Here is an 834-nt window from a genome sequence, read left to right on the forward strand (position 1 = left end):
GCTGGACGGCCTGCCCCCGCTGGACGGCCCGGTGGCCGGGCTGCTGGGCGCCACGATCCTGCTGGGCGGCGTGTCCTGGCTGGATGACGTCCATCAATGGCCGCCCGTGCTGAAGCTGGCGGCGCAGTTCGCCGCCGCGATCCTGGTCGTGGCGACCGGGCCGTATCCGCACGGCGTCCTGTCCCCGATCATGGGCGACGTCCCGGGCGCCGTTCTGGGGGGCGTCCTGTCGGTCCTGGGGCTGGTCTATCTGACCAATGCGGTCAATTTCATGGATGGGCTGAACGGGCTGATCTCGGGCGCGGTCATGCTGGCCTGCCTGGTGCTGGGTGGTTTGATGTTGGGGGGCCCGACGCCTGGGGGCCCGATGCTTGGGGGCCCGATGCTTGGGGGGATGGCGCTGATCCTGGCGGCGGCGCTGGCCGGGTTCCTGCCGTTCAACTTTCCGGCGGGCCGGATCTTCATGGGCGACGTGGGCAGCCAGAGCTGCGGCCTGCTGATCGGCGCGTTCGGCCTGGCCTGTGCCGCCGGTCAGCCCGCGGGCGCCGCGTGGAGCGCCGTGCCGCTGATGCTGGCCGGCGTGCTCTATGACGTGACCTATACGCTGGTACGGCGCTGGCGGCGGGGGGCGCGGCTGATGGAAAGCCATCGCGAACATCTGTACCAGCTTGCGACCACGGGCGGCCTGTCGCCGGTGGCGGTGACGCTGGTGCAATGGGGGTTCGTCCTGTGGGGCGGCGGGATCGCGCTGCTGGTCACGCGGGGCCGCCTTGCGGCCGTGACGGCCATGGGCCTGGTATTGCTGCCGCAACTGGGCTGGACCTGGCTGGTGCG

At 71.5% G+C, this 834-nt stretch carries 1 protein-coding gene; it reads left to right on the forward strand.

Features of this window, described 5'->3' with window-relative positions; translation table 11 throughout:
- Positions 1-834, forward strand: an 834-nt coding sequence (locus tag HUK84_RS20690) for a glycosyltransferase family 4 protein (RefSeq protein WP_176641864.1), incomplete at both ends; no start/stop codon positions are given.

This window comes from Nguyenibacter vanlangensis (assembly GCF_013376155.1).
Classification (GTDB): domain Bacteria; phylum Pseudomonadota; class Alphaproteobacteria; order Acetobacterales; family Acetobacteraceae; genus Gluconacetobacter; species Gluconacetobacter vanlangensis.